The 26400-nt window shown below is 62.4% G+C and carries 26 protein-coding genes and 1 riboswitch; of the genes, 12 read left to right on the top strand and 14 right to left on the bottom strand.

What is annotated here, in order from left to right; translation table 11 throughout:
- Positions 1-58 precede the first annotated feature (58 nt).
- Positions 59-460, top strand: coding sequence for a GtrA family protein (locus tag I1E95_RS06385; protein ID WP_231594904.1), 402 nt, complete (start codon positions 59-61; stop codon positions 458-460).
- Positions 461-487: 27 nt separating this feature from the next.
- Here I1E95_RS06385 and thiC read toward each other — a convergent pair whose 3' ends face one another.
- The 6 genes from thiC to ruvB form a co-directional block, all read right to left on the bottom strand.
- Complete coding sequence (gene thiC, locus I1E95_RS06390; protein WP_197167185.1) at positions 488-1855, bottom strand: phosphomethylpyrimidine synthase ThiC; 1368 nt, start codon at positions 1853-1855, stop codon at positions 488-490.
- Between the two features lie 95 nt (positions 1856-1950).
- Positions 1951-2078, bottom strand: a riboswitch (TPP riboswitch).
- 32 nt (positions 2079-2110) lie between these two features.
- Positions 2111-2743: a HEAT repeat domain-containing protein gene (locus I1E95_RS06395; protein WP_197166361.1), complete on the bottom strand. Its 633-nt coding sequence runs from the start codon at positions 2741-2743 to the stop codon at positions 2111-2113.
- Between the two features lie 25 nt (positions 2744-2768).
- The gene (locus tag I1E95_RS06400) at positions 2769-3002 is read right to left on the bottom strand and encodes a DUF3188 domain-containing protein (protein ID WP_197166362.1); all 234 of its coding nucleotides are present in this window, start codon (positions 3000-3002) and stop codon (positions 2769-2771) included.
- Positions 3003-3025: 23 nt separating this feature from the next.
- Positions 3026-4249, bottom strand: coding sequence for an amidohydrolase (locus I1E95_RS06405; RefSeq protein ID WP_231594905.1), 1224 nt, complete (start codon positions 4247-4249; stop codon positions 3026-3028).
- Positions 4246-5121, bottom strand: coding sequence for a tetratricopeptide repeat protein (locus I1E95_RS06410; RefSeq protein ID WP_197166363.1), 876 nt, complete (start codon positions 5119-5121; stop codon positions 4246-4248). The genes I1E95_RS06405 and I1E95_RS06410 overlap by 4 nt, the downstream gene beginning before the upstream one ends.
- Entirely contained in the window at positions 5121-6200 is a 1080-nt protein-coding gene (gene ruvB, locus I1E95_RS06415) for a Holliday junction branch migration DNA helicase RuvB (protein WP_197166364.1), read from the bottom strand. The genes I1E95_RS06410 and ruvB overlap by 1 nt, the downstream gene beginning before the upstream one ends.
- A 59-nt stretch (positions 6201-6259) precedes the next feature.
- On the opposite strand from ruvB, the gene smpB reads away from it, so the two are divergent.
- Together smpB and I1E95_RS06425 are read left to right on the top strand one after the other, a co-directional pair.
- Positions 6260-6757 carry an SsrA-binding protein SmpB gene (gene smpB, locus I1E95_RS06420; RefSeq protein WP_197166369.1) on the top strand — a complete coding sequence of 166 codons (498 nt, stop codon included), beginning with the start codon at positions 6260-6262 and terminating at the stop codon, positions 6755-6757.
- Between the two features lie 32 nt (positions 6758-6789).
- Positions 6790-7788 carry an SIS domain-containing protein gene (locus tag I1E95_RS06425; protein ID WP_197166371.1) on the top strand — a complete coding sequence of 333 codons (999 nt, stop codon included), beginning with the start codon at positions 6790-6792 and terminating at the stop codon, positions 7786-7788.
- A 4-nt stretch (positions 7789-7792) separates the two neighbouring features.
- On the opposite strand, the gene kdsB is transcribed toward I1E95_RS06425, so the two are convergent.
- Together kdsB and I1E95_RS06435 are read right to left on the bottom strand one after the other, a co-directional pair.
- Positions 7793-8635, bottom strand: coding sequence for a 3-deoxy-manno-octulosonate cytidylyltransferase (gene kdsB, locus I1E95_RS06430; RefSeq protein WP_197166373.1), 843 nt, complete (start codon positions 8633-8635; stop codon positions 7793-7795).
- Positions 8636-8662: 27 nt separating this feature from the next.
- A complete protein-coding gene (locus tag I1E95_RS06435) occupies positions 8663-9172 on the bottom strand; it encodes an HIT family protein (RefSeq protein WP_197166375.1) in 510 nt (169 codons plus the stop codon).
- 22 nt (positions 9173-9194) lie between these two features.
- Between I1E95_RS06435 and I1E95_RS06440 the strand changes: the two genes are divergently transcribed.
- From I1E95_RS06440 to I1E95_RS06455, 4 genes are all read left to right on the top strand, one after another.
- Entirely contained in the window at positions 9195-10094 is a 900-nt protein-coding gene (locus I1E95_RS06440) for a glycosyltransferase family 2 protein (RefSeq protein ID WP_197166377.1), read from the top strand.
- A complete protein-coding gene (locus I1E95_RS06445) occupies positions 10091-11167 on the top strand; it encodes a glycosyltransferase family 1 protein (RefSeq protein ID WP_197166379.1) in 1077 nt (358 codons plus the stop codon). The genes I1E95_RS06440 and I1E95_RS06445 overlap by 4 nt, the downstream gene beginning before the upstream one ends.
- A gap of 199 nt (positions 11168-11366) precedes the next feature.
- Positions 11367-11519 carry a transposase gene (locus I1E95_RS06450; RefSeq protein WP_197166387.1) on the top strand — a complete coding sequence of 51 codons (153 nt, stop codon included), beginning with the start codon at positions 11367-11369 and terminating at the stop codon, positions 11517-11519.
- A 388-nt stretch (positions 11520-11907) separates the two neighbouring features.
- Positions 11908-12408: a hypothetical protein gene (locus tag I1E95_RS06455; protein ID WP_197166389.1), complete on the top strand. Its 501-nt coding sequence runs from the start codon at positions 11908-11910 to the stop codon at positions 12406-12408.
- Here the strand turns inward: I1E95_RS06455 and I1E95_RS06460 are convergent.
- Together I1E95_RS06460 and I1E95_RS06465 are read right to left on the bottom strand one after the other, a co-directional pair.
- Positions 12405-13697, bottom strand: coding sequence for an O-antigen ligase (locus tag I1E95_RS06460; RefSeq protein ID WP_197166391.1), 1293 nt, complete (start codon positions 13695-13697; stop codon positions 12405-12407). The two genes, I1E95_RS06455 and I1E95_RS06460, sit on opposite strands and share 4 nt — an antisense overlap.
- Positions 13694-16168 (bottom strand): UvrD-helicase domain-containing protein, encoded by a 2475-nt coding sequence (locus I1E95_RS06465; protein ID WP_197166392.1) that lies wholly within the window; start codon positions 16166-16168, stop codon positions 13694-13696. The genes I1E95_RS06460 and I1E95_RS06465 overlap by 4 nt, the downstream gene beginning before the upstream one ends.
- A gap of 142 nt (positions 16169-16310) precedes the next feature.
- Between I1E95_RS06465 and I1E95_RS06470 the strand changes: the two genes are divergently transcribed.
- On the top strand, positions 16311-17708 hold the full coding sequence (locus I1E95_RS06470) for a hypothetical protein (protein ID WP_197166393.1): 1398 nt from the start codon (positions 16311-16313) through the stop codon (positions 17706-17708).
- Between the two features lie 656 nt (positions 17709-18364).
- Positions 18365-18610 carry a helix-turn-helix domain-containing protein gene (locus I1E95_RS17240; RefSeq protein WP_197166394.1) on the top strand — a complete coding sequence of 82 codons (246 nt, stop codon included), beginning with the start codon at positions 18365-18367 and terminating at the stop codon, positions 18608-18610.
- Here the strand turns inward: I1E95_RS17240 and I1E95_RS06480 are convergent.
- Positions 18530-19426 (bottom strand): IS3 family transposase, encoded by an 897-nt coding sequence (locus I1E95_RS06480; RefSeq protein ID WP_231594961.1) that lies wholly within the window; start codon positions 19424-19426, stop codon positions 18530-18532. The two genes, I1E95_RS17240 and I1E95_RS06480, sit on opposite strands and share 81 nt — an antisense overlap.
- On the bottom strand, positions 19423-19611 hold the full coding sequence (locus I1E95_RS16830; RefSeq protein WP_231595033.1) for a hypothetical protein: 189 nt from the start codon (positions 19609-19611) through the stop codon (positions 19423-19425). Before I1E95_RS16830 ends, I1E95_RS06480 begins: the two co-directional genes overlap by 4 nt.
- Before the next feature lie 167 nt (positions 19612-19778).
- On the opposite strand from I1E95_RS16830, the gene I1E95_RS06485 reads away from it, so the two are divergent.
- Positions 19779-21035, top strand: a complete 1257-nt coding sequence (locus I1E95_RS06485; protein WP_197161565.1) for an IS256 family transposase — start codon at positions 19779-19781, stop codon at positions 21033-21035.
- Between the two features lie 151 nt (positions 21036-21186).
- On the opposite strand, the gene I1E95_RS06490 is transcribed toward I1E95_RS06485, so the two are convergent.
- On the bottom strand, positions 21187-21360 hold the full coding sequence (locus I1E95_RS06490; RefSeq protein ID WP_231594906.1) for a transposase: 174 nt from the start codon (positions 21358-21360) through the stop codon (positions 21187-21189).
- A 252-nt stretch (positions 21361-21612) separates the two neighbouring features.
- Complete coding sequence (locus tag I1E95_RS06495; RefSeq protein ID WP_197166396.1) at positions 21613-23376, bottom strand: hypothetical protein; 1764 nt, start codon at positions 23374-23376, stop codon at positions 21613-21615.
- Positions 23377-24278: 902 nt separating this feature from the next.
- Here I1E95_RS06495 and I1E95_RS06500 point away from each other — a divergent pair.
- Positions 24279-25403, top strand: coding sequence for a hypothetical protein (locus tag I1E95_RS06500; protein ID WP_197166397.1), 1125 nt, complete (start codon positions 24279-24281; stop codon positions 25401-25403).
- A gap of 122 nt (positions 25404-25525) precedes the next feature.
- Complete coding sequence (locus I1E95_RS06505) at positions 25526-26395, top strand: glycosyltransferase family A protein (RefSeq protein ID WP_231594907.1); 870 nt, start codon at positions 25526-25528, stop codon at positions 26393-26395.
- Positions 26396-26400: the final 5 nt, after the last annotated feature.

A 26400-nucleotide genomic window follows, 5' to 3' on the forward strand; every position in this document is an offset into this window, starting at 1 on the left:
CTGCAGTCAGCCAGGAAAGGCAAATGCAACAACAACGTCCTCAACTAGCTGACTGCTGATGATGCCTTGGTTTGGCTTTGGCGAAATCAGACGCTTCTTGCTGGGTGGCTCGCTGAATACAATCATAGGTTCAGCTTCCATAGCTGTACTGCAAATGATTAGCAACAATTTATTGGTTTCCAATGTGGGTGGATATATAATTGGTAGCATTTCAGGCTACGCAATCCATTCAACATATACATTCAAGACCCCCAGGTCCAAGAGCACAGCAAAAAACTATGCCCTAATCATCGGCATCAGTTATTTTGTAAATTTGGGCGCACTTTATAGTGCCTATGCCATGACCGGCAAGGCCCTGTTATCTCAGGCGATTGCCATGGGCGCTTATATCACGGTTAGCTTTTTATTGCAGGCGCGATTCGCATTTCCGGTTAATCTTAGAAAAAGTCCCAAGCCATAACAGAATTTTCGAGCACTAGATCCAAGATCAAGCCATAAGCTTATCCCTCAAGATGGACTCCAGGCCAGCCAGATCCTCATCGGTGATCTTGGTCTGCATCGGGCAATGCTTGGGGCCACACATCGAGCAGAATTCGGCCTGTTTGTAGATGTCAGCGGGCAGGGTTTCGTCGTGGTACTCGCGGGCGCGTTCGGGATCAAGGGAGAGCTCGAACTGCCTGTTCCAGTCGAAGGCGTAGCGGGCGCGGCTGAGTTCGTCGTCGCGGTCACGCGCACCCGGGCGGTGGCGGGCGATGTCGGCGGCGTGGGCCGCGATCTTGTAGGCGATCAGGCCTTCACGCACATCTTCAGCGTTGGGCAGCCCCAGGTGCTCCTTCGGTGTCACGTAGCAGAGCATGGCTGTGCCGTGCCAGCCGGCCAGCGCCGCGCCGATGGCACTGGTGATGTGGTCGTAGCCGGGGGCGATATCCGTGACAAGCGGGCCCAGCACATAGAAGGGCGCCTCGCTGCACTCCTCCATCTGCTTTTTCACGTTGAACTCGATCTGGTCCATTGGCACGTGGCCCGGACCCTCCACCATCACCTGGATGTCGTGCTCCCAGGCGCGGCGGGTGAGCTGGCCGAGGGTCTTGAGTTCGGCCAGCTGGGCGGCATCCGACGCATCGTGCTGACAGCCCGGACGCAGCGAATCGCCCAGGGAGAAGCTGCAGTCGTAGCGCTTGAAGATCTCGATGATGTCGTCGAAGCGCGTGAACAGCGGGTTCTGGCGGTGGTGATGCAGCATCCACTGGGCCAGGATTCCGCCGCCGCGGCTGACGATGCCCGTGAGGCGTCCCTTCACCAGCGGCAGGTGCTCGATCAGCAGGCCGGCATGGATCGTCTGGTAGTCGACCCCCTGCTGGCAGTGCTTCTCGATGATGTGCAGGAAGTCGTCTTCGTCGAGCTTCTCGATCGAGCCGTACACGCTCTCGAGCGCCTGATACACAGGGACGGTGCCGATCGGCACCGTGGAGGCGTTGATGATCGCCGTGCGCACCTCATCGAGGTTGACACCGCCGGTGGAGAGGTCCATCACCGTGTCGGCGCCGTACTTCACAGCCAGACGCAGCTTGGCCACCTCTTCCTCCAGATCCGAGGCATTGGGGGAGGCGCCGATGTTGGCGTTCACCTTGCAGCGGCTGGCGATGCCGATCGCCATCGGCTCCAGGTTGGGGTGGTTGATGTTGGCGGGGATGATCATGCGGCCCCGGGCCACCTCCTCCATCACCAGCGATTCGGGCAGATTCTCCTTCTTGGCCACATAGGCCATCTCTTCGGTGATCAAACCCTGGCGGGCGTAGTGCATCTGCGACACGTTGGCGTCGCCGCGTCGCTTCTCAATCCAGGCGCTGCGCATGATCGACTCGAGAAAGGGGGCGTTCGGACCGGGGGCCGCTGGGAGGCGAGGGCACAACTCCGGATCCGGGCGCCACCGGGACCGATCGGACCGCGGTTGCTTTCGGGACACTTCCCTGCGCCGGCATGACCCGGATCAGGTTCGGAGGGTGTGATCTCAGCCGGGGCCAGTGGCGGTCTTCCGGATGGAAACACGCACGGGCCAGGCACCCCTAGTGACGACCAAAACCTAGCAAGCCTGGCCAGAAACGGACTCTCAGCTCTGAAGACCATTGAGGGCCGCCGCCACCACCCGATGGTCCGGGTCCTGCTGCAGGCCGATCAGCCTCTGCCGTGCCGACTCGGCGATCTCGACCAGGTCCGCGCTGGCACCGGACTCCCGGACGATCCGGCCGAGAATCTCGGCACCGCCCACCCGCACGCTGCCATCGGCATCGGCGATGGCCATCTGGGCCAGTTCCAGCAGCACCTGGGGCTCGATCCCCGGCTGCTCCGCCAGGGCCGAGAGGATGCTGCAGCGCACCAGCCACTGGTCGTCGCCAGTGAACGACCGGCGCAGCAGCGGCCAGGCCCTCTCCACCCCGTAACTGGCCAGGGCGTTGGCGGCCTCGGCGCGCACGTTGGCATCCTCATCGCCGCTGAGGGCCGCCGCCAGCGCCTCCCAGCCGGCCTCGCTGCGCTTCACCCCAAGGCCCGCGCAGCTGATCGAGCGGACGATGAACGGCTCCTGCTCCAGGCCCAGGAGCAGCAGGGGCACGGCCTGCTCCGCCTCCAGCCGGCGCAGCCCCACCAGGGCCGGCAGGGCGCGGGATGGATCACCCGAGACGATGGCCTGGCGAATCTCCTCGGGGTTCAGGCCAGCCGGGCTGGCGGAATCTGGATCGGCCATGACCTGGACTCGGTGTTGGGTGACTTCACCCTCCCACGCCGTTCGTACGATCGCTGCCGGGGGCCTGTGCCGGTGTCGCCTCCTGCAGCGCCTCCAGCAGGGTCCGGCGCCGCCGGGCCCGGCTCACCCCACTGCTCACCAGCAGCCCGGTCCCGATCAGCAGGGCCGGCACCGCCTCGAGCCGCTGGTTGCCTCGGCGGGAGGCCATGCTCACCAGTGCCAGCAGGATCAGCAGCGGGGCCGAGAGGGCCAGCGCCATCCTCAGGGCTGGACGGGACCGGCTCAAGCCTGGCGCTCCATCCAGAGCAGCAGGCTGAGGGTGAGCACCTGGACACCCACCGCCAGAGACCCCTCATCGGGATTGAAGGCGCCGTTGTGCAGGGCTGCGCAGCCCCTGGCCCCCGCCACCCCCAGCCGGAACATCGAGCCCGGCGCGGCGCTGAGCAGTTGGGCGAAGTCCTCGGCCCCCAGAGACGGTTGATCCAGGCGCAGCACCTGCTGGGGGCCCAGCAGGGCCTGGGCGGCTTCCTCGACGATGTCGGTGAGAGCAGGGTCGTTGTGCACCGGCGGCGAAATGCAGCGATAACGCACGCGGGCCTCGCCCCCGTATCCCCGGCAGATGGCGTGGACGGTGTCCTCGATCCAGGCCGGCAGCTCGGCGTGCACGGTGGTGTCCAGGCAGCGGACGGTGCCCAGCAGGCGCACGTGATCGGCGATCACGTTGAAGGCCTTCCCCCCCTCGATCCGGCCGAAGCTCACCACCACCGGGTGCAGAGCATCCAGCCGGCGGCTGATCGCTTCCTGCAGGCCGCTGACCACCCGGGCCGCGATCCAGATCGCATCCGTCGACTGGTGGGGCCGTGCCCCATGGCCCCCTTCCCCCAGCACCTCCACCTCCAGCTCACCGGCAGCGGCGGTGAGGCTGCCGCTGCGCACGCCGATCGTTCCCACCTCAAGGCTGGGGAACACATGCAGCCCGAACAGGGCCTGCACACCCTCCATGGCCCCATCGGCCAGCATCCAGGCCGCCCCCTGGGCGGTTTCCTCCGCCGGTTGGAACAGCAGCCGCACCCTCGCGCTCAGTTGTCCGGCCAGGGGAGCGAGCAACCGCGCCACGCCCAGGCCCACGGCGGTGTGGAGATCATGCCCGCAGGCATGCATCAACCCCTGCTGGCTGGAGGCGAAGGCCAGGCCGGTACGTTCCTCCACCGGCAGAGCATCCATGTCGACCCGCACGGCGACCAGCGGCGCCTCCACAGGTCCCAGCTCGCCCACCACACCGGTGCGGCCGACCCCTTCGCTCACCTGCCAGCCGAGCAGCCGCAGTTCACCGGCCACCAGGGCCGCCGTCTGGTGTTCGGCACCGCTCAGCTCGGGGTGGGCATGGATGTGGCGGCGCAGACCGATCAGCTCGGGGGTGGCCTGCTCCAGAGCCCTGGCCAGATCCAGCCTCTGCCACAGATCCGCCGCTGTACCGCTGGATCGGGGTGGGGCGGCAGAACTCATCGCTGGACCAACTGGAGAAAATTCTCGAGAGCCTGAACCGGGCCAGGGGGCCAGCGTCGGATCTCCAGCAACCATTCTGGCTGGCGGTAGCGGGGATCCAGTCCCGAGGCCGCCGCCCAGTTGCTTTCCGCTTCACCGACGGCGCCCCGTTGCCAGAGCAGAGCCGTCAGGGCCGCCCGTGCGTCAGCGAACAGGGGGTAGCGGCGCACCAGCTTGCGCAGGTCCCGCTCCGCCTCGGCGGGCTCCCCGAGCTGAAAGGCGGCCAGGGCTGCGCTCGAGCGGGCCATGGCAAAGCCCGGCCGGGCCGCCGCCGCCGCCTCGAAGCAGTCTCTGGCCTGATCCCAATGGCCAAGGGAACCCTGCACATTGCCGAGGTTGTAGAGAGCTGACGCCTCGTCAGGATCCCGCTCGAGAATCCAGTGGTAATCGGCGGCGGCCCGGTCCCACTGGCCCAGGGCCTCTTCGGCGGTGCCGCGGTTGAGGTGGGGATCGGGGTTGAGGGGATCGAGCGCCATCGCCCGCTCCTGATCCGCGATCGCCTGCTCGGCCCGCCCCAGAGCCAGCTGCACATTGCCATGGTTGCTCCAGGCGGCGGCATCGTCGGGAGCCTGCTCGAGCACCTGATCCCAGAGGGGCAGGGCATCACCGAAGCGGCCCTCGCGGCTGGCCGCGAGGGCCTTCTCGAACAACTGCGGCAACGGCTGGGAGCGCTGCGGCGTTGCAGGCGGCGCCGGTGCAGCGGGGCTGGCCCAGAGCGGTCCTGGAGCCGGCAGCAGCAGAGCCAGCCCCAGGCCGGCCGCCAGCAGGGCCCTGCCCATGGCCCGCAGGCCTGTCACGGTCCTGAGCAGGAGCTGCCGACACCAGCCAGCCATCAGGCGGCCTCCGGCCAGCCCAGATGGCGCCGAGCCGCCTCGGTGGCCACGCGCCCCCGGGGGGTGCGTTGCAGGAAGCCGAGCTGGAGCAGAAACGGCTCCACAACGGTTTCCAGGGTGATCGGGTCTTCGCCGAGACCGGCGGCCAGGGTGTCGAGGCCGACGGGACCACCGCCATAGCCACTGAGCAGCAACTCCAGAAGACGGCGATCGCTGGCATCGAGGCCGCGGGCATCCACCCGGTGCAGGCTGAGGGCCTCGGCCACCAGGGCCGGCCCGATGCGCGCTTCCCCCTGAACACTGGCCACATCGCGCACCCGCCGCAGCAGGCGGTTGGCGATCCTGGGCGTGCCGCGGCAGCGGCGGGCCACCTCGATGGCCGCCTCGGCCTCCAGCACCAGACCGATCAGCCCGGCGGCCCGCTCGACGATCGCCCGCAGGTCCTCGACGGTGTAGAACTCCAGCCGCTGGATCAGCCCGAAGCGGTCGCGCAGCGGTGAACTGAGGGCACCGGCCCGCGTGGTGGCGCCCACCAGGGTGAAGGGGGCGAGCGGCACCGCCCGGGTGCGGGCCGTGGTGCCCCTGCCCACGGTGAGATCGAGGCGGAAGTCCTCCATCGCCGGATAGAGCAGTTCCTCGGCCACACGGTTCAGCCGGTGAATCTCATCGATGAACAGCACCTCGTTCGGGCGCAGGTTCACCAGCAGACCGATGATGTCGCGCGGGCGCTCCAGGGCCGGTGCGCTGGTGATGCGGCAGCGCACCCCCAGTTCCTCGGCCAGCACCAGGGCCATGGTGGTCTTGCCCAGGCCGGGGGGGCCGTAGAGCAACACGTGATCGAGGGCTTCGGCCCGCTGGCGCGTGGCCTCCACGGCGATGCCCAGCACCTGCTTGAGCTCGCTCTGGCCGATGTAATCACTCAGGCGGCGCGGCCGCAGCCCGTCCTCCCGGTTGGGCAGTGGGGCTTCCTCTTCGGCCGTCAGCGGATCCTGGCTGGGACCGGTTGACCGCTGGCGCGGATCCAGCAGCCGTGGGGGCGGCTGGGCGCCGGATCCGGCTGCGGAGGAGACAATCGCCATGGCCCCGAGAGTAGGCAGGCCAGGCCGTGGATAGGGTCAGCTCAGCAGAGGGGAGGTCGATGGCCAAAGGCGCGGGCAAGAAAGCGGCCAGGGCGGCACGGGATGCCTCCAACCGGTTGCTGGCCGACAACCGCTTCGCACGTCATCAATACGAGATCCTCGAAACGCTGGAAACCGGCATCGAGCTGGTGGGCACCGAAGTGAAGTCGATCCGGGCAGGCAAGGCCAACCTGCGCGACGGCTTCGCCCTGATCCGCCATGGTGAACTGCAGCTGCACAACGTGCACATCTCGCCCCACAGCCACGCGGGCGCCTATTTCAACCACGAGCCTCTGCGCACCCGCAAGCTGCTGGCCCACCGCCGCGAGATCGACAAACTGCGGGTGGCTCTCGACCAGAAGGGCCTCACCCTGGTGCCCCTGAACCTGCACCTCAAGGGCTCCTGGATCAAGCTCACCCTGGGGCTGGCCAAGGGCCGCAAGCTGCACGACAAACGTCAGGAGGAGCGCCGCAAGGATGCCGACCGGGAGGTGCGCTCCGCCCTGGCCCGCCTCTAGCCATACAGTCCCAGCAGTTGCGGGGCACTGGGATGTCGGCACTGACGCGCTGTCTTCAGGAAGAAGCGGCCGCCATCGCCGCCGCCTCCGGGCGTCTCGATGCCGGGCAGGTGGACGCGGCCCTGGTGCTGCTCGACCGCTGCGCCGACCAGCGCGCCAAGCTGGTGATCACCGGGGTGGGCAAGAGCGGCATCGTGGCGCGCAAGATCGCCGCCACCTTCTCCTCGATCGGGCTGATGGCCCTCTACCTCAACCCCCTCGACGCTCTGCACGGGGATCTCGGGGTGGTGGCCCCCGAGGATGTGGTTCTGCTGCTCTCCAACAGCGGCGAGACCCAGGAGCTCCTGGAGATCCTCCCCCACCTGCGCCGCCGCGGCACCGGCCGCATCGCCTTGGTGGGCCGGGTGGCCTCCAGCCTGGCCCGGGGCTGTGAGGTGGTGCTGGACGGCTCCGTCGACCGGGAAGTGTGCCCCCTCAACCTGGCGCCCACCGCCAGCACCGCAGTGGCGATGGCGATCGGCGATGCCCTGGCGGCGGTGTGGATGGAGCGACGAGGGATCTCACCGGCGGATTTCGCCCTGAACCATCCCGCCGGAGCCCTGGGCAAGCAGCTCACCCTCACGGTGGGGGATCTGATGGTGCCCACCGCCCGGCTCCATCCCCTCGAGGAGTGCGCGAGCCTCAGCGAGGTGATCGCCGGGCTCACCGGCGGTGGGGTGGGGGCCTGCTGGGTGCGCCGGGCCGACAACGACTGCCTGCTGGCCGGGCTGATCACTGACGGCGACCTGCGCCGGGCCCTGGAGCAGCATGCGCCCACCACATGGGGTGAGCTGCGGGCCACCGATCTGATGACCGTCGATCCGATCACCGTGGCGGCCGACCTGCTGGCGGTGGAGGCCCTGGAGCGGATGGAGCGCAACCGTCGCAAGCCGATCGGTGTGCTGCCGGTGCTGGGTGAGGGGGGGCCGATGCTGGGGCTGCTGCGGCTTCACGATCTGGTGCAGGCGGGCCTGACCCCTTCCGCCGGTTGAGCGCTCAGGCGGGGGCGTCCGCCGCGATGGCGCGGGCCTGCTCCAGCTGCTCGGCGGTGTCCACCGAGAGGAAATCGCCTTCCACGGGGAAGGTCCCCACCGGGATGCCGGCCTCGATCAGCCGCAGCTGCTCGAGCTTTTCGATCTGCTCCAGCGGCGAGGCGGGCAGACCACTCCAGCGCGCCAGCACATCGGCCCGGTAGCCATAGATCCCCACATGACCCCAGTAGGGCGCGTGCTCGGACCAGTCGGCGGGCTCGACGCCGCGCACGTGGGGCAGGGCCGACCGGGAGAAGTAGAGGGCGCGGCCGTCCGCCGCCAGCAGCGTCTTGACCACATTCGGGTTGTGCACCTTCTCCGCCCCCATCCGGTACACCGGGGTGAGCACGGAAGGGGCCGGCATGGTGCTGGCAAAGGCCTCAGCCATGGCATCGATCACGGCCGGATCGATGAACGGCTGATCCCCCTGGACGTTGATGATGACCGTGCGGGCGGGATCCAACGGGGCAGCGCCCGGTCCGGCGACGGCGACGGCGGCCTGGGCCATGAGCGCGTCCACCACGGAAGCGAGCCGGTCGCTGCCGGAGCTGCAGGAGGCCGCCGTCATCAGCACGGGGAAGCCCCAGGCGTCCGCTTCCCGGCGCAGCAGGTCGCTGTCGGTGCAGAGCACCACCGCTGCAGCCCGCCGCGAACTCCGGCAGCACTCCAGAACCCGCCGCAGCATCGGCTGTCCGCCGATGTCGGCCATCACCTTGTTGGGCAGACGGGACGACTCGAGCCGGGCGGGCACCGCCACCAGGGAGGTCCAGGGGGCCGCTGCCTCCTGCTGCAGGTCCGCCTCGTTCACCGCTGGTGCCGGCCGCTGATGCGGAGCCTATCGCCAGGCCGCCGTGAGCTCCCGGGCCTGGTGCACCAGCTGCTCCACCTGCCAAGTCGGCGCTGCGGCCCGCTCGCCCGAGGCCACGGACCGGTAGAGATCGGCCACCCTCCAGGCTTCGCTGGCGGGGTCCTCGCCATGGCGCGGAATCAGGTGCACATGCAGATGTCGGGCCCCTTCCCCGAAGGCGATGGCGTACACCCTCCCGCAGCCGGTGAGGATGCGCACCAGAGCGCTGCAGCGCTGCAGCATCGGACCGAAGGCCACGGCCTCGTCCGGCTGGAAGTCGATCGGGCCACCGAGATGGCGGCGGGCATCCAGCAGCAACCAGCCCGCCAGGGGGGCCGGCCGGGGGTGATGGCGCAGCAGCCAGGGCCCGAGGCGAAGGATTTCGTCGCGGGCCAGCGCCTCCTCATCGCCATGAAGGCGACAGATCCCGCAGGGGGCCTGGCCGCTTGGCGGACCGGAGCCCTCCTGCGAAGCTGCGCTCAGCTGCGGATCGCTCATCACTGCCGTTCCTCCCGGTTCCGTGCCCGTGGTGCTCAGCGTGGCGTACCACAGCCTCGAGGCCCTACAGCAGCTGGGGGCCGATCTGGCCCGCCAGAGCCTGCACCCCTTCCGCTGGCTGGTGGTGGACAACAGCCCGGAGTCGGCACCGCTGCGGGCCAGCGACCTCAGCGGCGGCGGCGGCCTCCCGCTGGATCTGGTGGCGGGTCGTGAAGGGGATGGCTTCGGGGCGGGCTGCAACCGGGGCTTCGAGCACCTTTCCCGCCAGGGCTGGGGGGGCTGGATCTGGCTGCTCAATCCCGACACCGCCCTGCCAGCCGGAGATGAACTGGAACGACTGAGCCTGGCCCTGGCACAGCTGCCGCCGCGAGCCCTGCTGGGCACCGCCGTGCGCAGCGGAAGTGGCGAGCTCGAGCCCAGCGGTGGCTGGATCGATCCCGGCCTCGACTTCCGTCGCCGCCGGGTGGGTGAGGCCGTCGCTGCCGGCCAAGGCGGCGGCACCGTGCAGCTCGACTGGCTGAGCGGCTGCAGCCTGGTGATCCGGCCAAGCGCCCACATCCCATCGGCCCGCTTCGATCCGGCCTTCCCCCTCTATTACGAGGACATGGACCTCTGCCTGCGGCTGTCGGCGACTGGCGCCCCGGTGCTGTGGTGGCCCGCGCTGGCGGTGACCCACCAGCGCGGCGCGGGCAGCCACACCCCCAGCGAGCGGCGCCAGCGGCTCTCAACGCTGAGCTACCTGCGCTTCCTGCGCCGCCACAGGCCCGGCTGGGTACTCGCCCTGCGCAGCCTGCGGTTGCTGGTCATGACGCTGCTGCGGCTGCCGAGGCGGCCGAAACGCAGCTGGGCGACGCTGGTGGCGATGGTGGAAGCCATGGCTTCCTTCCCCAGCCACGATGCGGTGGAGTCCCCAGGGCGATGACTGCGGCGATCCCCCTGGCCCTGTTCAACGGCAGTTATCTCGGCGTCCGGCCCACCGGCATCGGTGTGGTGGCCAGGGAGCTGGCGGCGGCCCTGGATCCGGCCCTCGTGCCGCTGCTGGATCCCTGCGGCGGTGACCGGCCCGGCAGCCTGGCCATCCCCGCCAACCTCTCGCCCGAGCACGGCCGCGCCGGCCACCTGCGCCGGCTGCTCTGGACCCAGCGGGAGCTCCCGAAACTGCTCCGCCGCAGCGGGGCGCCGCTGCTGCTCTCGCCCCTGCCGGAAGCCCCCCTGGGGCGGGGGGTGCGCTCCGTGGTGCTCGCCCATGACCTGCTGCCCCTGCGCTATCCGCAGCTCACCCCACTGCTGGCGTACCACCTGGCCTATGTGCCCCTGGTGCTGCACAGGGCGGTCCGGGTGCTCTGCAACTCCGAAGCCACCGCCCGGGAGGTGCACCAGCGACTGGGGGTTCCCGCCAAACGGCTGGTGCCGATCCGGCTGGGATTCAGCCCGGGCCTGCTGCGGCCCCTGGGGCTGGAACGGCAGCCGTTTTTTCTGGTGCTCGGCCGCCACGACCCCCACAAGAACCTGGAGCGGGTGCTGCGGGCCTTCGCGGGGCTGCGCGACCGCGACCACCGTCTGGCCCTGGTGGGCCCCCAGGATCCCCGCTACACGCCACGCCTGCGGCGCCTGGCCAGCGAGCTGGGCATCGCCGGCCGCTGCGACTGGCACCACTGGGTGAGCGACCAGGAGCGGCTGAACTTGCTCAACCGCTGCCGCGGACTGGTGATGGCCAGCCTCTGGGAGGGTTTCGGGCTGCCGGCCCTGGAGGGGATGGCCTGCGGCGCCCCCGTGATCGCCGCTGAGGCCGGGGCCCTGCCGGAGGTGGTGGGGGAGGCTGCCCTGCGGGTGGATCCACGCTCGGTCGCAGCAATCTGCGCGGCCATGGACGAGCTGATTCACTCCACCTGGCTAGAGAAAAAACTGTCGGACGTCGGACCGATCAGGGCGCAACGTTTCAGTTGGCAAGAAACTGGAGTACAGGTCGAAGCCGTGCTCCAGTCGTTGCTGTGAAGACATAAATCCTGCAAGGCAACTGTGGCAATCACAAGGTCAATTCAGGGACCATCACCTCGACCCAATAACCGGGTTGATTCGAAGTGTTTCATCGTAACAATCGCCTAAACTCACAGCTTTTTGACTTGGATCCCAGAAACTGAACCAGCCCCTAGAAGAGCTTCCCTACCCGCGAGACCTGACCAGGAGAAGCCCCATGAAACGCAAACGCCACACACCCGAGCAGATCATCCGCAAGCTGCGCACCGCCGAGGAGCTGCTCAATCAGGGCCAGACTGTTGCCGAGATCCTCAGAACTTTGGAGGTGTCCGCACCCACGTATCACCACTGGCAGCAGCTGTACCGATGAATAATGGTCCTGAGTTCATCGCCTATGCACTGCAGAAGTGGTGCACAGGAAAAGGAAAAGGTATTGGCATTGCAGCATCTGATCGAGTACAACACGTACAGATCACATTGGTCACTCCACAGGCGTACGCCCATGGAAATCATCCAGCAATGGAGCGCTGAAATTCGTCACTACCCCCCCATGGAGCGGTAGCCGTTGAGGGTGGATGGCCTGCTGATGAAAGTGACCCAGCCCCGATCAATCGTTCTATGATCATTTTTACATAAAGCCCCTGCACACTTGCAGCCGCTGCTGAAGCAGCTTCCTGTCCTGCGAGGATCCCATTCCAAGAGCTGGCCCCTTCCGCTCTCTGAAGGTCCGGAGCTCCTGCCAGGAGCTTCTCCGCCCGATGACCACTGCGATGATTCCCGTGCTGTGTCGATGGCTTCTGTCAGTGACGACCCTTCTATTGCTTTCCGGTTGCGGAGGGAGGCAACAGTTGGCACCACGGGAACTTGCCCTACGCTTCACCATCGGAGCCAAGACCCCGGTCACCCACTACGACCTGATGGGAGAACGGCCAATTTCCTTCACGGTTGATGAAGAGACGCTCAGCTGCCGGGGCAATGCAGGCTTCTCCCAATTTGTGCCGGAGGCACCAGTTGAGATCCGTGATGAACGGGGAACCCTCATTGGCAAGGCGGAGCTGGGCCCGGGCAGAGTCACGCTGACCTCGCCGGATCAGGAGGGCAGGAATCGCTATCAAGCCTGCACGTTCGAGCAGAGAATTCCCCTCAATGGGCCGGCACGCATTTATAGCATTCGAATTTCGGGGGAGAGGTTCGTGCGCCGCGAACACATCTCGACGCTGCTGCGCACAAACGGGGAAATTCGCTACTTCACAGACTAAGCCTCTTCCCGAACCAGAAGCGTGGAGCAGAAAGGAGCCGCAAGAAAAGTACCGAACAATATCATTAATACTGGCACCTTTATCATACCCAGCTCCACCATGTTGAACAAGAAAAGATAGAATACAATAGCGCTGCCGCTGAATAGCAGCAAAAGGGATGGCGATCGATCCGCCTTGGACATGTTCTTGATCACACGCCACAGAATCCAGCTCATGGCCGGTAGCAGGAAAAGGGTTCCTACCAGACCAGTCTCGGCCCAGATCTGCAAGATCAGATTATGGGCGTGGCTGAGGCTTCTGCCTACTGCCTCTGCCGGGCACATCCCCCTCATGACACTGCCGTATCCCACTCCATAGATGAAGCGGTTGTTACCAGTAAAGGGAAGGCCCAGGTAACAGGAATACACCCTGATCCGGCTGGCGTCATTCTCCAGGTTCTCCTCCCCGTACATCTGATAAAGCCCAGCGGACAGCATCGGATCAGGGGAAGACATAATCAGTACCGACAGCCCAACGGCAAGCGCCAAAAGGAGTAAGCCACCAGCGATTATGATTTTTTTATGCCGTAAAAGAGGGTTACTGCTTCTCACCGCTTCCATCGGCCTGCGGCACCAGAGCAGCAGAGCGCTCAGCAAGAGCGCCACCAACAGCATCGCAATTCCGGCCCTGGAATCGGCCGCTCTTAACAACAGCAGACTGGCGCCCAGGGAACCAGTGAACAGCAACCTTGTCCACAAGTTTCGACTGGCCGCCAGGCTGGTTCCACCACAGAGCACCGCGAGACCTGCCAGCAGGGCTGTCTGGTTTTTGGTCAGTGCCAGAGCGTGATATTCGATCCCAAAACGGACAAAATCAAACACAACCTGGAAGTTGCCGATGACACCGATCAGAATCCCCACGGCCACTGCCCCCATCGTGCGCAACCACCAGCCTCGCCTCTGGCCGTAGCCACAGAGAAAGGCCGCAACGATCAACACCATATCCATATGGGAGGAGGGAATCGTGCCCTCATCCAGCACCACTTGACGCACGTTGAGCATCAGCATCCCCAGGACAGCCAGGGACCAGGGTCGTGAGGATGCATGCCCCACTAGGACCAAAAACATCCACAACAATCCACAGGCGGAGCTTGGCTGCAGGTTCTCCGTGACGAACAGCAGAGCGATGGCCAGGCACAACAGGATGGCCTGACCTACTCCGGAGATCCCTCTCAGGCTTAGGGATGGCATACGGAGAAAATCTGAAACACCCTGCCGGCCGCCCGCACCGATCGAAGGGCGGGCCTTCATTCCAGCCCTTCGATCGGTGCCAGGTGGGGATCGAGAATCTTCGGACCCATCCCTTCAAACTTTACGGCGATCGAGATCTTCTCACCCGAACCGAAGCGATGGGTCACGATGCCTTCACCGAAGCTGTCGTGCCGCAACCGGTCTCCCACGGACCAGTCCCTGGTATGGCCCCGTCGCCGCTTGGTAGTAGCCGGATCGCCTCTGGATCCCCCAGAGGCCACCTGGAGGTTGTCTTCACGATCCACTCGGGTCAGTCTTTCTAGCCGCTGGTCCCGCCGCAGGGCCGCACCACCACTACGCGGGATGTCCCCCTGGATCAGGTCATCCGGCAGTTCCGAGAGAAACACCGAGGGCAACGCCGGCTCGCGCATGCCCCCCCACAGACGCCTCTCGCAGGCGTGGGTCAGGAATAGCCGCTCCTTGGCCCGGGTCATCCCCACGTAACAGAGCCGACGCTCCTCCTCAAGGGAGGAGGGGTCGTCGAGGGAGCGGTAACTGGGGAAGAGACCCTGCTCCATTCCCACCAGGAACACCACAGGAAACTCCAGGCCCTTGCTTGCGTGGAGAGTCATCAGGATGACACGGTCAGCGGCGGTGTCCTTGTCATCGGCATCGCTAGAAAGGGCCGCTGAAGCCAGGAACCCTTCCAGGCTTGCCTCCTCATTCTCCTCCTGGAACTGTAGTGCCGCATTCACCAACTCCTGCAGGTTGCGCCTGCGCTCTTCGGCCTCATCGTCGGCCTCTGCGATCAGTTCGGCCACATAGCCGCTCTGCTCCATCACCCTTTGCACCATTTCAGAGGGCGAGGCGTCCTGGACTCGCCGCCGCAAATCGTGAATCAGTTCGCTGAATTGCAACAGACCCCGGGCGGAGCGGCCCGCCAGGGAACGTACCGCCTCCTGATCGCTGACCACCTCCCAGAGGGGCACCCCCAGCTGGTTGGCGACATCGGTGAGCCGTTCCAGGGTGGTCTTGCCGATGCCTCGCCGCGGCACATTGAGCACCCGCAGCAAGCTGACATTGTCGGCCGGATTCACCAGCAGTCGCAGGTAGCCCAGGATGTCCTTGATCTCCCGCCGGTCGTAGAAACGCAGCCCCCCCACCACCAGGTAGGGGATCCCCCAGCGCACCAGCGCTTCCTCCAGCGCCCGCGACTGGGCATTTGTGCGATAGAGCACCGCCATGTCTCCCCAGCGCAAATCCGGGTGGGCCGCCTCCAGCGTGCGCATCCGATGCACCACCGCCTCGGCCTCGGCGATCTCGTCGTCGCAGCGGGTGAGCCTGATCGGTTCCCCCTCGCCGCGGGTGGGCCGCAGGATCTTGTCGATCCGTTCTCGGTTGTTGGCGATCAGGGCGTTGGCCGCCTCCAGGATGGTGGCGGTTGAGCGGTAGTTCTCCTCCAGCTTCACCATGGTGGCGGTGCTGTCGGCGCCGGCCCCATCGCCGAAGTCGTCCTGGAAGCCCATCAAGATGGTGAAGTCGGCCGCCCGGAAGCTGTAGATGCTTTGATCGGCGTCCCCCACCACGAACACCGAGCGGCCGCTCCAATTCTCGAACGTCTCGGGATCCTGACCATCGGTGACCAGCAGCTTGATCAGTTCGTACTGGGTGCGGTTGGTATCCTGGTATTCATCCACCAGCACGTGGCGGAAACGGCGGTGCCAGTAGGCGCGCACCTGCTCGTTCTGGCGCAGCAGCTGGACGGGTAGCAGCAGCAGATCGTCGAAATCGAGGGAGTTGTTGGCAGCCAGGGCGCGGCGGTAGAGGCGGTAGGCCTCGGCGATCTTGCGGTCCCGCATCCCCTGGGCCTGGGCCTCCAGCTGCTCCGGCAGCCAGCCCTGGTTCTTGGCGTTGCTGATCGCCCAGCGCACCTTCTTCGGTTCGAAGCGCTTGGGATCCAGCTGCATCTCCTTGGTCACGATCTCCTTAACCAAGGATTGGGCGTCCCCCTCGTCATAGATAGAGAACTGGCGCGTCCAGATGAGACCCTCGGGATCCCTGAACTTGTCGACGTCGAAACGCAGCAGGCGGGAGAAAAGGGCGTGGAAGGTGCCGATCCAGAGATCCTTGATCACCTCCTGGTAGACGCGGGCCCGCAGCTGGCGCTGCTGCAATGCCGGCAGAGTGCTCCAGGGCTGGCAGAACTGGCTCTGGGCCAGGCGTTCGGCTAGCAGCACCTCCAGCCGCTCCTTCATGCCCCGGGCCGCCTTGTTGGTAAAGGTCACCGCCAGCAGCTCGGCTGGATCCACACCGTGGTGACCGATCAAATGGGCGATGCGATGGGTGAGGGCCCGGGTCTTGCCGCTTCCGGCACCCGCCACCACCAGCAGGGGGCCAGTGTGATGATCCACTGCCCGGCGCTGGGCTTCATTGAGGCCGGAGAGAAAACCATTCGAACCGTTGGCACTGGACCCGAGGGCCCTGAAGCCGTTGGCACTTGGACCGTCGGAGGATGGGTTGTTGCTGGCCATGCCACCCAGACTAAAGGGCGGTCACGGTGCAAAAACGCCTGGGGAGCCTGAACGCAGCCCCGTCCCCACTCCGATGACAGGGAAACGAACGGTCGGTTACTCTATTAACCATTTTAATTAAAATCAAGCTGAGGTTCGCCAAGTGACCGATAAGCCGGATCACAATCGTCCGAGTTGCGTAGATAGATGGCTTCGGAAGTTCGGGGCCGAACGGGAAGAGCTTCTGCTGGTTGGCGTCAGCCTGACGACAGCCCTGCTCACCCTGGCGACCTTGCCGGGGCATTATGCCTCGTTCCGGCATCTGGATGTAAGACACAATCATCGATTATTGAATTCAGTCCGCGCCTGGACTGATTATGGGTTCTGGAACCTGGGAGGCTTTCTGAACTTCGAGTACGACTACACAGGCCCGCCGCAAGAAAATCTTTTACTATACAAGTCCCACGTCTCCCTTTATGCTCTCCCCCACTATTTTGCCTATTCCCTGGCAGGCGAGCGCGGTTACTGGTTGGTCGTCGGCTGGATACCGGTTCTCTCGGCCCTGGTTATAGCCCTCTCGCTTGCGGTGATCGCTTTTTGCTCTACTGCCAGTCTTGTTGCTGACTCGGTGCCTGGGAGAAGATTTCGCGGTACCCCGTGGGTCGCGGGGGCCGCGGCGTTCTCGATCGCCTTCACCAGTGAGCCGATCTGGAGCATGGCCTGGGACACCTTTGATGGATCCCTCTCGATCCTCCTGCTGATCGTCTCTGGCGCAATCGCCATCGGGAGAGGGAATCGGCCCCTTTGGAATGGGCTGTCCACGTCCTTCCTGCTGCTTTCCGCCCTAGTCTGCGGCCGCTTCGGCATCTTACTCGCCATCGTCTTGATGGTGGTGAAACTGACCACCTCAGGACGACGACTGAGGCCTGGGAAGAAGGGCATGAGCCTCGCGGCGGAGGAGCAGCCCTGGCTTCGATGGCCGGTGATCACAGCAACGCTCCTCCTCGGAGCCGTTCATTACCTGAGAGTGTTCGTCTACGAAAAATTTCTGGGCTTTGCGCTGCACGGCCAAAACCCCTGGTATCGCCTCGGGTTCACCCATCTGTTCAAGGAACAAGGTCAGGCAGATATAGACTATCAAACTCCACTTAGCGCCTTCACCTTTCTATGGCGCCAGTCGGAGGAAGCCATAGGCCTGCTTCCACCATATATGAACAGCTACCACTTTCTGATCTGGACATTTGCCGTGCTGAGCTTTGCTTTTCTGGCCTCAAGAAAACGATATTTTCCAGAAAAGTCCTATTGGGAGGTCTTTCTGCTTCTGCCGCTGATCTGGTCGCTGCTTCTCAATCAGTCAACAGCAGAACATCCAGATCTCACAGCAATATTCTGGCTGCCAGCCTACGTACTTGGCCTGTCATCTGCCCTGTCATGGCTCTACCGTTTTCTATGCCACAGATTACGAAAGGCTGCTGCTCTGTGGTGGACTGCAAGTTGCCTCTACCTGCTTTTTCTCTGGCAGATTCAGTATTTCCTGCGTGCTTATCCCCAGCTCCATTGAGCGATGGAGTGCAGCGCTCCCTGAGGTGGGTGCCTTTATAGACAGTTCTGGCCCCTGTCATCATTAACTCCATACGGAAGAAACATGATCCAATCTCAGAGTAATTCTCATGGAGAATTCTGCGCCTCCCAGCACGGTGTGGGGCCTTACATGGCAATACATCCATAGAAACCGGGCCAGGCTGATCTCGGGCTCCCATCCATCGCTGTCGGCACGTACATACACCTCCTCGTATTGACCGTGCGCCACAGCCGTTCCACCTACGGATATCGTCGTAGCAGCGCATCCTTCCGGACCAGCTGATCCCGATCCCCTAAGCCTGCAGCCTGGCAACGAAGTCAGCGGAGGTGAACTGCCCGGATTCAAGGGATTGATCCAACACCCCTTCCGTTTAGGGTTGACCAGCGATGACGAGCCAACCCCAAAGACAGATGGAGCTGCGGGCTCAACGCGGCTTGATGCGTTCGCCGGGTAGGCCACCCGTTGAGCTGCGTCAGCAATGCGTTCTGTTCTGGCTTGCCATCGCTGCAGGCTGATCCAGCAGTGGTGCCGCAGATAGAGCCGGAGTACCACAACCCAACGGCACACAATGGTTCCGAAACGCCGGCGGTCTGCCACTACTCGATCTCGGTCAGCTATCGGGTCGCTTCTGGTGCTTGGAAGAGAGGGAGGAGATCGCCATTCTCCACGCTCAGAAACTGGGTGTACGGGCTATTGGCAGGGCACTGGGCCGAGCTCCATCCACCATCAACAGAGAACGTCGCCGGAATGCCTCAAAGCGGACAAGCGACCTGGGGTTCCGCCGATTTCGTGGACACCGATCAAGGGTTCACGCGAGTGAGTGTTGGAGAAATGATGAACCCCTGCTCACAGTCGATCGTGCTGAGGTAACCGATCGTTGAATGGCGGCGCTCGCGGTTGTAATAGCCCTCGATCCAGAAGGCCAGATCGCGCTGCAGCTGCTGGGCTGAGATCAAGGCTTCTCGATTGTCATCGAGGTCGAGTTCCAGTGTGAGGGTGGAGAAAAAGCTTTCCACCACCGCGTTGTCCCAGCAGCAGCCCTTGGTGGACATGCTGCAGCCAATCTTGTGGCTCTCCAGAAGCTGGCGGTAGTCAGTCGCCCGGTACTGGCTGCCTTGGTCCGTATGGAGGAGAAGCTGCTCGGGCTCCACCCGTCGGTGGCCGAGGGCCCGGTTGAGCGCCTCGATCACCAGGGTGGCATCCATCCGGTGATCCAGCGTCCAGCCAACGACGCGACGACTGAACAGATCGATCCAGATGGCCAGGTACCGCCAGCCCTCGTTGGTGCGGATGTCAGTGATGTCACCCGCCCAGCGGAGGTTCGGCACTGGGGGCTGGAAGTCCTGCTGCAGCAGGTTCGCCACCACCCCACAGGCCCCGCGACTGGCCTTGGCGCAGGGCCTGAACGCCTTGTGGGTTCTGGCCCTCAGCTCCGCTCGTCGCATGAGCCGAGCGACTCGATGGCGGCCGATCTGCCGGCCTGATGAACGGAGCTCCTGGTGAACCCGGGGGGAGCCGTAGAAGCCGCGGTGCTGCTCAAACACCGCCACGATCTCAGCGGTGATCACGGCGTTCTCGGCCGCCCGCTTTCCCGGCGCTTCCTGCCGCTGCCGCCAGGTGTTGTAGCCGCTGCGGGCCACCCCCAGCTGCCGGCACAGCCAGGAGACAGAGTAACACGCGGCCAGCTGGTCGATCAGGCGAAACCTCTCGGCGGCAGCTGCTCCTTGGCAAAGTGCGCTGCCGCCAGCCTGAAAAAATCCTTCTCCCTCCTCAGCTCGCGGTTCTCTTTGCGGAGCCGGTTGAGCTCGGCGCGCTCCTCGCTGGTGAGCAGGCCCTGATCTTTCGAGCCCGGCTGGCCGCAATCAATGCGGGCTTGCCGCACCCAGCGGGCCAGGCTGCAGCGGCGTCCCAGCAAGTGGTGTAACTCAGGAGGATCAGCCCCGGCGTAGCCGGGGCTGACGGCTCACCTCCCTCAGATTTCAGCTGTGGCAATGGGTGGGCCGGTCTGTGACCCTGTTCGGAGAACTACCACCAAACCGAACACAGACCATGACCCTCACCCATAGTGGCGCCTCAGAGCTGAGCCAGCTCATGGAGGGCACCACCGCTGGCGCCCTGATCCCAGAGATCGTGCGCCGGGGTTTCCAGGACCTGCTGGAAGCCGAGGTTTCTGCCCTCACGGGCGCTCAACTCCATGAGCGCTGCCCCGATCAGCGCTCCACCCATCGCAACGGCTACCGGGAGCGGCTGCTCACCACCCAGGTGGGCGACCTCAGCCTGGCCATTCCCAGGTTGCGGCAGGGCAGCTTCTTTCCCAGCTGGCTGGAGCCACGCCGCCGGGTGGACAAGGCGCTCTACGCCGTGGTGATGGAGGCCTACACCGGCGGGATCTCCACCCGCAAGGTCGACGCCCTGGTGGAGGCGCTGGGCGGGGCCAGCGGCATCTCCAAATCGGAGGTGAGCCGCATCTGCCAGGGGCTCGATGAGCAGGTGAAAGCCTTTCTGGGCCGGCCGCTTGACCATGCCCGCTTTCCCTACGTCTACCTCGACGCCACCTACCTCCACGGCCGCCTGGGCCGAAATATGCAGGTGGTGTCGCGGGCGGTGGTGGTGGCGATCGGCATCAATGCCCTCGGCTACCGCGAAGTTCTCGGCATTGCCGTGGGCGACAGCGAGGCGGAGGGCTTCTGGCGTCAGTTCCTGGGCTCACTCAAGGAGCGTGGCCTCGACGGCACCCGCCTGGTGATCTCGGATGCCCACCTGGGCCTGACGGCAGCGATCAAGCGGATGTTCCAGGGCAGTAGCTGGCAGAGGTGCCGGGTGCACTTCCTGCGCAACCTGCTGAGCCATGTGCCCAAGGCCGGCCAGGACATGGTGGCCGCTGCCATGAAAGCGGTGTTCGTGATCCAGGCTCCAGATCAGGTGCGCGCCCACTGGCAGCGGGTCACCGAGATGCTGCGCAAGCAGTTCCCCGGCGCCGTGCCCGTGATGGAAGCCGCCCGGGACGACGTGCTGGCCTTCCTGCACTTCCCCCAGGAGCACTGGCGCAAGGTCTGGAGCACCAACCCGCTCGAGCGCCTCAACAAGGAGATCAAACGCCGCACCAACGTGGTCGGCATCTTCCCCAATGATCCAGCGATCGTGCGCCTGGTGGGCAGCCAGCTGCTGGAGCAGCAGGAGGAATGGCAGCTGGAGCGTCGCCGCTTCTTCTCTGAGGCCACCATGGCCAAGATCCCAGAGCCAGAAGAGCCCTTGGAGCTCACCGATGCAGATCCGAACGCCCAGCCGGCTGCAACCATCAGCTGAAGCGCACCAGCTTCTACCTCGATCTACACAGAACACATCGATCGCTGAGTTGCCAATTCAGCGATCAGGGTTCATAATGGATCAATGGAGCTGCGCAATCAGCTTCCAAGCAGTCATCCCCTGACTGCTCCTGTTCACCCTCCGGAGAGGGTCACAGGACCTCCTGAGTTACACCACTCGGAGGGGCGCTACCCAGGCTGCTGGAGGGAAGGCCAAGGCGCTGAGCGACGGTGTTGCAGGAAAGGCCCTCCTGCAGGCAGAACTCCACGGCCTCCGCCTTCTGCTGCGCCGTGAACCGGCGCCGTGATCTGGTGGGGTTGGTCATCGATGGACAGTCTGGTGGTCATGGCGTGACCCTTATCGACTTGTCCACGAAATCGGGGGAACCCTAGTTCGGCGGGATCATGCGCTCGCGGATCGCTTCCCCCACAGCGGCGTCACAGGTCCGAGTGGACATAGTCGTCGCTTGTCCCCCAGGTGGATGGATCAGGCCGAGCGGACTTCTTTGCTGACACTTGTGGTCCTATCAAGCCGCTTTAGGACTTGTCAAGCAGGCTACAAACTGTTGCCATTGAGATTATCGACTGATCGCGACCAGAAGAAAAGCGTTGACCTCACTTGCATCGTTTACTGCAACGGACGACTTCAAGGCGTAGCCCTTGAAATTAATACTTAGACCTTTGGAATTGACAACATTATCCAAGGCTGCATGGCCCTGGGATGATGGCTGATAGAGACTACCATAGCCTATTATCTCCATACTTGGAGAAAGCAACGCGACAAGACTCGCGCGGCCATCTTGGGTCGGACAGACCAAGAATCCCTCTACTGACACAAAGCGCTTCTCGGCGTCACCGATCTCGCGATGTTCGAAGCGCTTGATACGGCAGGGCTTCGCAGGTGGTGCAACAGTGTACTGTTGGCCCAGGTTCTCATTCAATTGGCGGTAGGGCAGCCTGCCGGGCAGTCCAGTTCGATGCCGAATCGCATCACGGCCCGAGTCAAGAATTTTACGGCCATCTCCATAGGGATAGATCGTATCAATCTGATCTTTGTCATGTACACCCAGCACAACGGCCAGCAGAGCGACCTCCCGTTCAAACAGTCGTGCGTTGAACGGCCGAAGTGCCTTGAACTGTTCGCGGGCCATCAGAACCAGAAGCAGGATTCCCGCCGCTAAGCTGGTGATTTTGCGGCGGCGGGATAGGATCTCGCATCGTGGCAGTACAAGCAGAGCAAAGGCTACCCAGGCCATCAACGAAGACGGGAGGTAGCGACTGGAGAGCGATTGCTCCACGCCGAAAAGAAGTCGGCCACTCGCCGCTCCGGCAGCACCGATCACCACAAACAACAAGAAGAACAGCAGAGCCAGATCGAGGGAATGGAGAGAAGGGCGGCGGACGGCTTGCCAGAAAACTAACAATGAGGTGATCACCAAGAACAGGCTGGCCACAATTGCCATGACGAAGCCTATGCTGCCTCCATCAACTAGATGGTAAATGGGGCTACCAAGGTAAAGAAGAACATAGGAAATGAGCGGCAAGAAGTTTGCGGAGATCTCGGCAAGGAATCCGCCGCTTCCAGATGAAATCGAATAGCCATAGAAGAACACAACTGCAGACATGACTGCATTGATCGTCAAGAGAGCCACATATCCCTTCGGCTTCCGGGAAACAAGCGCATAGACGGCCACTAAAGGCAGGGTTAGTACCCCGTTGGCCATTGTACCAATCGCTAACCAGCCCAGGACAATCGCCGCAAGAATCAAGCGATTCGGCCGGGACGATCGCACAGTTGAATGCAACAGCAACAAGCATGCGAGGGTCAACAGGAGCACCAGAAAGAAATGGATGTTCAAGCCCCAAGCAATGGCTTCATATTGCATCCACTGGAATAGCCAGGCAGCAATGAGCATCTTCAGGGAAAACAAACCATAGACGGAGATCTTCCCTGCCAATTTCTCGTTGAGAATTTTCCAAAAGAGGTAGACGCTAAGAGCAACTACCCCAAAATTCATCACGATTAGCAAACGGCTGGCTCCTGAAAAAAATCTATAATCTGCCCAGATCAGCAGCCTTGTCAGAACAATGCGGTGTTCATTGTGCTGCTTCCACAAGGCGGCCACTCCGCCGCCATCCATCATGAACCGCAAAGCTGCATCCCAGTCATCGAAGTAAGGGATGGGGGAATAGCGAAGAGCCGTTCCGATGACCGAAAGTGTCAGGAAAAATCCAGCAATTAATACAGCTGCAGCAGCCAGCCACCAGCCAGGAACATCTGACTGGTGGTTGGCTGCTCGTCCCCGAGATGGCCTGTGCTTGGACAGAAGGGTCTTTGGCATTAGGAAAGAACTCGGGAAACGACCCTGCCGGGACATTATTGGGGCACTGGTAAAGCTGAGAGGTGGGTGCCTGTTACTGGACAGACATGTCCCCTGACATCGTTAACCCTTGATGGGAGGAAAAGGGTTAAGCATCATTGTACATTTTATTGGGAGTTCTGCCCCAACTGAGCTGTGGGGACCAGCATTGCGACACTTCCACAGGAAGCGGGTCAGTCTGATTCAAGCGTCCAAGAGGGAGTGACTGAGCAACAAGGCAATCCTTCGCTGTCTTAAGCGTTTCATTGCTTGTGAGGTGTTCCGTAGCCTCAGGGTCCGTCCTCCACTGAGAACTGCAGCCGACTGAACTGAGATCAACGGAAAGCCAGCCCAGGCCCTGAGCCTGCCGCGCGAGCTCACCAAGGCCGCAAAGAGCCACTGACAGTGCTTGAAGCTTATAGAAGCATCCTTTGTCAACCGCAACAACCTGTGGAACACCACAGCCACCTCTCGACTAGTTACAGCCACAGGTTGTGAGAATGCAACGTCTCCGTGCGCAGAAACTTGAGGCCGTCTGACCATTACAAACAACAGACTCCATCATGGCTATGAGATGGTGCCCCTCACGGGCCCGATCGGCAACTGCCGCGATCAAGGGCCGACGCGTTAGCACCCGCCAGGCAATCCCAAAGATGACAAAACCACCAGGTTCACGGTTGCGGTGCAGCCAGTTCGCCACCCTGATGGTTTCAGATTATGACTTCAACACCCCGAGTGGACATCTTCACTGATAGGACACAGCGCAAGCCCTTCTGGAATATTGAACCATCCACGCATCTTATCAAGCCTTGACAAATCTGCAACCTTGTCGAACAAGGAAGTAAAATTTACATGCTCGGCTTGAGCATCAACTGGAGCTGATCGTGGGTCCTGTCAATGCGCCAAAGCGCCTGCTTTATTTTCTGAAAGCTGGATCCGGAGCCAGGATTCGCCGAGTTCTCGCACCAGTTGGTCGTTGGCTTTCACGGGAGGAACGACGAGAACTCAATGCTCTTGCTGCCTATTCCGGATTGGTCCATCAAGCATTCCATGTCGAGCCGTTCAAGCCTTGGGTCTGTCCGGCTGTCATGGTTGAGTCAAAATGGGAACAAGCCTCCATTTTGCGGCCCACAGAATCACCTGCGCGTCGCGAATTTGACAACGCCGTTCATCATTACGGTCACGATATTATATTGAAGCGCGCCGCGAATCTACCACTCGTTGGCAAGCCTCTACCTTTCATGCTTGAGCATGGAGTCAACTATAGTGAAGAGTCATCGTTCGAAGAACCACAACACTGGGTGAGAGCTTACATTTGCATGGGCCCCAGTCGCGCGGCCAGGCTTCGCTACCGGTTCGGCGTAAATGGGATTGCGGTTGGACCTTACATTAATTATGCCAAGCCAGTACTAGAGCCAGGTAAACTCGCTGCCTTGAAACAAAGCCTGGGCAAGGTGCTGCTAGTGGTCCCCGTCCACAGCGTTAACCAAGTGAAGCGTGACTGGTCAACCACTGAGATGATCAAGCTCGTCACTGATCACTGTAAGTCCGCCAACATCGACACTGTGATCTGGCAATGCTACTGGAAGGACCCCCCGCCAGCAGATCTACCATTGGAATGGGTTCTCGCCTGCAACGGGCATACGTCAAATCCATGGTTTCTGGATTGTCAGAGAACTCTGCTGGAACTCTCTGATGAGATGGTGACACCCACACTGGGCAGCCATCTTGGCTATGCCCTAGCTCTAAACAAGAGTATTCTGATGGCCAGACTGGAGATCCAGCAGGACCTTAGCGCAACCAGTTCAATATGGCAGCATCGCTATTCTCATGAATGGATAATGCGAGAGCAACTAATGACTGAACTAGGCATCAAGCCTCACGATGATCAACTCCAGCCGCTTGATGGCGCAGCGGCCAAGCGCTACTTGAATCCATACTTTGGCTTTGATCGGCATAAGCAGACAGATTGTCTCGCAAAATGCCTACACGGCAACTATATTGAATGACTACAGATCTTATTCGTCCTGAAGGAATTAGTATCGTAACAGTTTCAATGAACAGGACGAACCACTTACTTGACTCCGCCGCTCGCGTCAGCCTTTGGCATCGGCACCGGGAGCACCTGATCGTGGACTGGGGAAGCCAGATTCCCATTGATCGCCACAGCCTTCCAGCAGATCCGAGAGTCCGATTGCTACGAGTCGAAGGGGAAGCAGAATGGCAACTGACAAGAGCCTACAACTTTGCCATTAGCCAAAGCAGCTTTGAAACGATCCTAAAACTTGATGCAGATTGCTGGATAGACGACTTAGAATATAATCCTTTGCCGCTACAGCAAAGAAGCTATTGCCGCACGATCGGCGGCGGCGGGCTCAATGGGGTCTTCATGATCACTAGATCTAATTTTTTTTCTGTGGGGGGATTCAACGAATACCTTAAGGGATATGGTTATGACGATAAAGACTTGTTTTTGCGCTTAGATCAACTAATGGTTGGCACTGCCATACCTAAAGGTATTTTCTGCACCATTGATCACGGCGATCTTGAAAGAGTGTCAGCCGATACTATCCAAACAGTCGGAGAACGCTCATGCAAGCCTCATTCTAATGTTGGCACTTTACTTGAACTGATCGCACGGATGGAGGAAACTAAAGCGATCAATCGATACCTAGCTGAGCGGCTGGAGTGGTCGATTGATTCTCCATCAACAATCTATCGGCTATTGGGGCGGAATCAGTGGCAGGCAGAGAAGGGCTCCATACCAGTTCCTAGTGCAGAAGTGCAACATGAAGCCAGAGTTTTAGGTAACCGCATCTATTTGTCAATACTTCTTGGTGTGCATGAACGCTTATTAGATATGATGATACCAGCCTCCTCATTACAGCAAATCCGAAACTGGATGCCCCTGTCCAAGGGGATAGCCTGGGTACGAATCTCAACTCTTTTTTTCGGAATCAGGGTGGCCCTGTGGATCAAGAAGGTATTGATGAGAATGTGATCGCT

It is taken from the genome of Synechococcus sp. CBW1107, assembly GCF_015841355.1.
Classification (GTDB): Bacteria; Cyanobacteriota; Cyanobacteriia; order PCC-6307; family Cyanobiaceae; genus Regnicoccus_A.